General features: G+C 67.7%; 4 protein-coding genes and 2 tRNA genes. 1 reads left to right on the top strand and 5 read right to left on the bottom strand.

What is annotated here, in order from left to right; genetic code table 11:
* Nucleotides 1-115: 115 nt before the first annotated feature.
* The 5 genes from clpX to ABZ721_RS40770 all read right to left on the bottom strand — a co-directional run bounded on the left by clpX (nt 116) and on the right by ABZ721_RS40770 (nt 4855).
* The gene (clpX, locus tag ABZ721_RS40790) at nt 116-1402 is read right to left on the bottom strand and encodes an ATP-dependent Clp protease ATP-binding subunit ClpX (protein WP_358793904.1); all 1287 of its coding nucleotides are present in this window, start codon (nt 1400-1402) and stop codon (nt 116-118) included.
* Nucleotides 1403-1575: 173 nt separating this feature from the next.
* Nucleotides 1576-2214 carry an ATP-dependent Clp protease proteolytic subunit gene (locus tag ABZ721_RS40785; RefSeq protein WP_138357777.1) on the bottom strand — a complete coding sequence of 213 codons (639 nt, stop codon included), beginning with the start codon at nt 2212-2214 and terminating at the stop codon, nt 1576-1578.
* A 106-nt stretch (nt 2215-2320) separates the two neighbouring features.
* Nucleotides 2321-2926, bottom strand: a complete 606-nt coding sequence (locus ABZ721_RS40780) for an ATP-dependent Clp protease proteolytic subunit (RefSeq protein WP_250992997.1) — start codon at nt 2924-2926, stop codon at nt 2321-2323.
* A 253-nt stretch (nt 2927-3179) separates the two neighbouring features.
* Nucleotides 3180-4586, bottom strand: coding sequence for a trigger factor (gene tig, locus ABZ721_RS40775; RefSeq protein WP_358793903.1), 1407 nt, complete (start codon nt 4584-4586; stop codon nt 3180-3182).
* Nucleotides 4587-4778: 192 nt separating this feature from the next.
* Nucleotides 4779-4855: transfer RNA gene (locus ABZ721_RS40770), tRNA-Pro, on the bottom strand.
* 159 nt (nt 4856-5014) lie between these two features.
* Here ABZ721_RS40770 and ABZ721_RS40765 point away from each other — a divergent pair.
* Nucleotides 5015-5085: transfer RNA gene (locus ABZ721_RS40765), tRNA-Gly, on the top strand.
* Nucleotides 5086-5264: the final 179 nt, after the last annotated feature.

The following is a 5264-nucleotide window of genomic DNA, read 5'->3' as shown; positions in this document are numbered from 1 at the left end:
CGGGGGCCCCCCCCCCGCCCAAGAACCGCACCTATACCCGCTCCAATAATACCCCGCGCCACACCACGGGGGCCGCCCGGCGACTGCCGGGCGGCCCCCTTCGACGTACCGGGTGTCAGGCGCTCTTCTGCTCGCCCTTGCCGATGATGCGCGGCTCGCGCGGCACCAGGGTCGGGTTGACGTTCGAGTGCACGACCTCGTCGGTGATGACGACTCGGGCGACGTCCTTGCGGGACGGCACCTCGTACATCACGGACATCAGCACCTCCTCCATGATGGCGCGCAGCCCGCGCGCGCCGGTCTGGCGGAGGATCGCCTGGTCGGCGATGGCTTCCAGCGCGCTGTGCTCGAACTCCAGCTCCACACCGTCGAGTTCGAAGAGCTTCTGGTACTGCTTCACCAGCGCGTTCTTCGGCTCCACGAGGATCTGCAGCAGCGCCTCACGGTCCAGGTTGTGCACGGAGGTGATGACCGGCAGGCGGCCGATGAACTCGGGGATCATCCCGAACTTCACCAGGTCCTCCGGCATGATCTCCTGGAACTGGTTCGCGGCCTGGATCTCGCGCTTGGAGCGGATCGTCGCGCCGAAGCCGATGCCCTTGGCGCCGGCCCGTGACTCGATGATCTTCTCCAGGCCCGCGAAGGCACCGCCCACGATGAACAGCACGTTCGTGGTGTCGATCTGGATGAACTCCTGGTGCGGGTGCTTGCGCCCGCCCTGCGGCGGCACCGACGCCGTCGTGCCCTCGAGGATCTTCAGCAGCGCCTGCTGCACGCCCTCGCCGGACACGTCGCGGGTGATCGACGGGTTCTCGCTCTTGCGGGCGACCTTGTCGATCTCGTCGATGTAGATGATCCCGGTCTCGGCCTTCTTGACGTCGTAGTCGGCCGCCTGGATCAGCTTGAGCAGGATGTTCTCGACGTCCTCGCCGACGTAGCCCGCCTCGGTGAGCGCGGTGGCGTCGGCGATCGCGAACGGCACGTTCAGCATCCGGGCGAGGGTCTGCGCGAGCAGCGTCTTGCCGGAGCCGGTGGGGCCGAGGAGCAGGATGTTGGACTTGGCGAGCTCGATGGCGTCGTCATGGCCCCGGCCGCCGCTGTTCTCGCCGGCCTGCACCCGCTTGTAGTGGTTGTAGACCGCGACCGAGAGGGCCTTCTTCGCCGGCTCCTGGCCGACGACGTAGCTCTCCAGGAACTCGTAGATCTCCCGGGGCTTGGGCAGGTCCTCCCAGCGGACTTCGGAGGACTCGGCCAGCTCCTCCTCGATGATCTCGTTGCAGAGATCGATGCACTCATCGCAGATGTACACACCAGGCCCTGCGATGAGCTTCTTCACCTGCTTCTGGCTCTTGCCGCAGAACGAGCACTTGAGCAGGTCGCCGCCGTCACCGATGCGTGCCACGAGGTGTTTCCCCTTCGCCTGGGATCCGCCTAGTCCAACGGAACCTGGTGCTTCTCTCATCGACGGTACCTTGCCGCGCCCCCCGTGCGGGCCCCCCTTGGACCTACTCAGTCCAAGGAGGGCGGTAACGCTTCCGCACTACAGTGCCCCGCAGGGGTACCGCGACCTGCGCGTCAGACCGACGCGGAGGTCTTGCGGGTGGAGACGATCTGGTCGACGAGACCGTATGCGAGGGCCTCCTCGGCGGTCAGGATCTTGTCGCGCTCGATGTCCTCGCGGATCTGCTCGATCGGCGTGGTGGAGTGCTTGGAGAGCATCTCCTCCAGCTGCGCGCGCATCCGGATGATCTCGTTGGCCGCGATCTCCAGGTCGGAGACCTGGCCCCGGCCGGTCTCGCTGTACGGCTGGTGGATCAGGATCCGGGCGTTCGGCAGCGCCATCCGCTTGCCGGGGCTGCCGGCCGCGAGCAGCACGGCCGCGGCGGAGGCCGCCTGGCCCATGCAGACCGTCTGGATGTCCGGCTTCACGAACTGCATGGTGTCGTAGATGGCCGTGAGGGCCGTGAACGAGCCACCGGGCGAGTTGATGTAGACGGAGATGTCGCGGTCCGGGTCCATCGACTCCAGGCACAGCAGCTGCGCCATGACGTCGTTGGCCGACGCGTCGTCGATCTGCACGCCGAGGAAGATGACGCGCTCCTCGAAGAGCTTCGCGTACGGGTCGTACTCGCGCACGCCCTGCGAGGTGCGCTCGACGAAGCGCGGGATGATGTAGCGGGCCTCGGCGCCGAGCACACCGGGCGCCTCGGCCATCGTGCGCTCGTAGAGGCCGCTACCGGGGAAATTCAGGGAGTTCACTTTCACCGTCCTGGTGATGAGCAGTGGGCTGGGCGGGTTCGGCGGAGGGGTCCTGAGGTGCTCAGGCAGCCCCGGTGCCGCCACCGCCCGGAACGCCGGAGGCGGTGAGCATGACCCCGTCCAGCAGGCCGTACGCGGTGGCCTCCTCGGCGGAGAACCAGCGGTCGCGGTCGGAGTCCTTGGTGATCTGCTCGACGCTCTGGCCGCTGTGCTGCGCGATGAGCTCGGCCATCCGCCGCTTGGTGTGCAGCAGCTGCTCGGCCTGGATCTTGATGTCCGTGGCGGAGCCGCCCAGACCCGCGGAGGGCTGGTGCATCAGGATCCGGGTGTTCGGCAGCGCGAAGCGCTTGCCGGGGGTGCCCGCGGTGAGCAGGAACTGGCCCATCGAGGCGGCGAGGCCCATGGCGATCGTCACGACGTCGTTCTTGATGAACTGCATCGTGTCGTAGATCGCCATGCCGGCCGTCACGGAGCCGCCGGGCGAGTTGATGTAGAGGTAGATGTCCTTGTCCGGGTCAGCGGCGAGGAGAAGCAGCTGCGCGGTGATCTTGTTGGCGATATCGTCGTCGACCGCCTGGCCGAGGAAGATGATCCGCTCGTTGAGCAGTCGGTTGTAGACCTGGTCGCCGAGTCCACCGATGGTCGGCTCGCCGGCGGCGGAAGGCATCGGAGTCGTCACGTATCCACCTGCTCGTTGTCGGACGGCCCGGGGCCGTCTCAGCGTCTTCGTCTTCGCGTCTTCGCGTCTTTTCTGGCGGCCGGGGAGCCAGTCCCCCGCCATCCTTCCTTGGACCCTAACGCGCAGGTGGGGCCCAGCAATCCCCTACGCGAAACTGTTCGCTGTGAGCGCAGGCTCACCACCCGGGTAAGCAAAACGGGCCCGAACGCGGCTTCGCGTCCGGGCCCGTCGTGCGAACGGGTCAGGCCTTGTCGGAGGTCGCCTCGTCGGCGGTCTCGTCGGCGGCGGCGTCCTCGTCGGAACCGGCCTCCACCGTCACGGCACCCTCGTCCTCGACCTCGTCGTCCAGGTCGACCGGCTCACCGTTGGTGTCGGTGACCTTGGCGGCCTCGACGACGACGGCGAGCGCCTTGCCGCGGGCGACCTCGCCGACGAGCATCGGCACCTGGCCGCCTTCGACGACGGCCTGGGCGAACTGGTCCGGGCTCATGCCCGAGGAGGCGGCACGGCGCATGAGGTGCTCGGTGAGCTCCTCCTGGTTGACCGACAGCTGCTCCTTGGAGACGAGCTCGTCCAGGATGAACTGGGTCTTGATGCCCTTGGTGGCCTGCGCGCCGAGCTCCGCGTCGTGCTCCTCGGCGGTCTTGCCCTCGCGCTCCAGGTAGCTGTCCCAGTCCAGGCCCAGGGCCGGGAACTGGTGGTGCTCCAGGTTGTGCTTGCGGGTCTGGATCTCGTCCGCCAGGAGCTTCTCCGGCATCGGGACCTCGACCAGCTCCAGGAGGGCGTCGAGCACCTTCTCCTGGGCCTGGGTGGCCTGGTCGTAGCGCTTCATGTTCTCCAGGCGCTTGACGCTGTCCGCGCGCAGCTCCTCGAGGGTGTCGAACTCGCTCGCCAGCTGGGCGAAGTCGTCGTCCAGCGCGGGCAGCTCGCGGGCCTGGACGGACGTCACGTCCACCTTGACCGAGGAGGTCTTGCCGGCGGCGGAGCCGCCCTTGAGCTCGGACTCGAAGGTGGCGGTGCCGCCGGCCTCGAGGCCGGTGACGGCCTCGTCGATGCCTTCGAGCAGCTGGCCGGAGCCGATGGTGTAGCTGACGCCCTGGGCGACGCCGTCCTCGAGGACCTCGCCGTCCACGGACGCCTCGAGGTCCAGGACCACGACGTCGCCCTCGGCGGCGGCGCGCTCGACCGGCGTGGTCGAGGCGAAGCGCTCGCGGAGCTGCTCCAGCGACTTGTCCACGTCCTCGTCCGACACCTCGAGGGCGTCGACGGTGACCTCGATGCCGGAGTAGTCCGGGATCTCGATCGCCGGACGGATGTCGACCTCGGCGGTGAACTTGAGGTCCTGGCCGTCGTTGAACTCGGTGATGTCGACGTCGGGCTGGCCGAGGACGTTCAGCTCACCCTCGCTGACAGCCTCCGTGTAGAACTTCGGGAGTGCGTCGTTGATGGCCTCTTCGAGGACCGAGCCGCGACCGAACCGCTGGTCGATGACGCGCGCGGGGATCTTGCCCTTACGGAAGCCCGGCACCGTGACCTGCTGGTTGATCTTCTTGTAGGCCGCGTCGAGGCTGGGCTTGAGCTCCTCGAAGGGCACCTCGACAGTGAGTCGAACCCGGGTCGGGTTCAGAGTCTCGACGGCGCTCTTCACGGTTGGGTCTCCTTGGGGCTGACATCAGGGGCTTCAGAAATCGCGCCAACACCCGGTTCCCACCATGAGAGCGGAACCGGCGGCCGACGAGACGTACTACTCGGGGACTGCGCCCCTACGTCGCCCCGTATACAGGCGCCATTGCATAGTACCGGTACGACGGGCACGCCCGTCCCGCTCGGCAAAGTCATCTGGTCGGGGTGGCCGGATTCGAACCGACGGCCTTCCGCTCCCAAAGCGGACGCGCTACCAAGCTGCGCCACACCCCGCTGGTGCGAGACGTAGGCTACATGGCCTGGTACGCGCGGGCGGCCAATATTCCGTCGCGACTTCAACTGAATTCCGGCCGCGCCCCGCGCCCGGATCAACCGGTGTGCGGCGGGGGCGTACGAGCCGCTACGATGCGGTGTGCCAGAATCTGTGGCGCTGCGGGCGTAGCTCAATGGTAGAGCCCTAGTCTTCCAAACTAGCTACGCGGGTTCGATTCCCGTCGCCCGCTCTGTACGGCTCCGGCCCGTGCCCGAGGACCTCCGTCCCGGTCACGGGCCGGACGCGTTTTTCGGCCGTTCCCGTCGGGTTGCCTGGCCTAGGGAGTGTCTTCACATCGGCGTCGTCCGCCCGGAGGGCGGGGTCGGCGGGGTCTGGTGCGTGCGATCGCAAGGCGGAGGAGGGAGTCCA

This window comes from Streptomyces sp. NPDC006733 (assembly GCF_040636125.1).
In the GTDB taxonomy this organism is placed as follows: Bacteria; Actinomycetota; Actinomycetes; order Streptomycetales; family Streptomycetaceae; genus Actinacidiphila.
The sequence above is the reverse complement of the archived record's forward strand: the minus strand, read 5'-3'. Positions and strand labels throughout refer to the sequence as shown.

Bases quoted from the DNA above. Each gene is read 5' to 3' on its own strand.
- ABZ721_RS40785 (WP_138357777.1), bottom strand. From the start codon at position 2,214: ATGGCCGAGGCGCCCGGTGTGCTCGGCGCCGAGGCCCGCTACATCATC.
- ABZ721_RS40780 (WP_250992997.1), bottom strand. From the start codon at position 2,926: ATGCCTTCCGCCGCCGGCGAGCCGACCATCGGTGGACTCGGCGACCAG.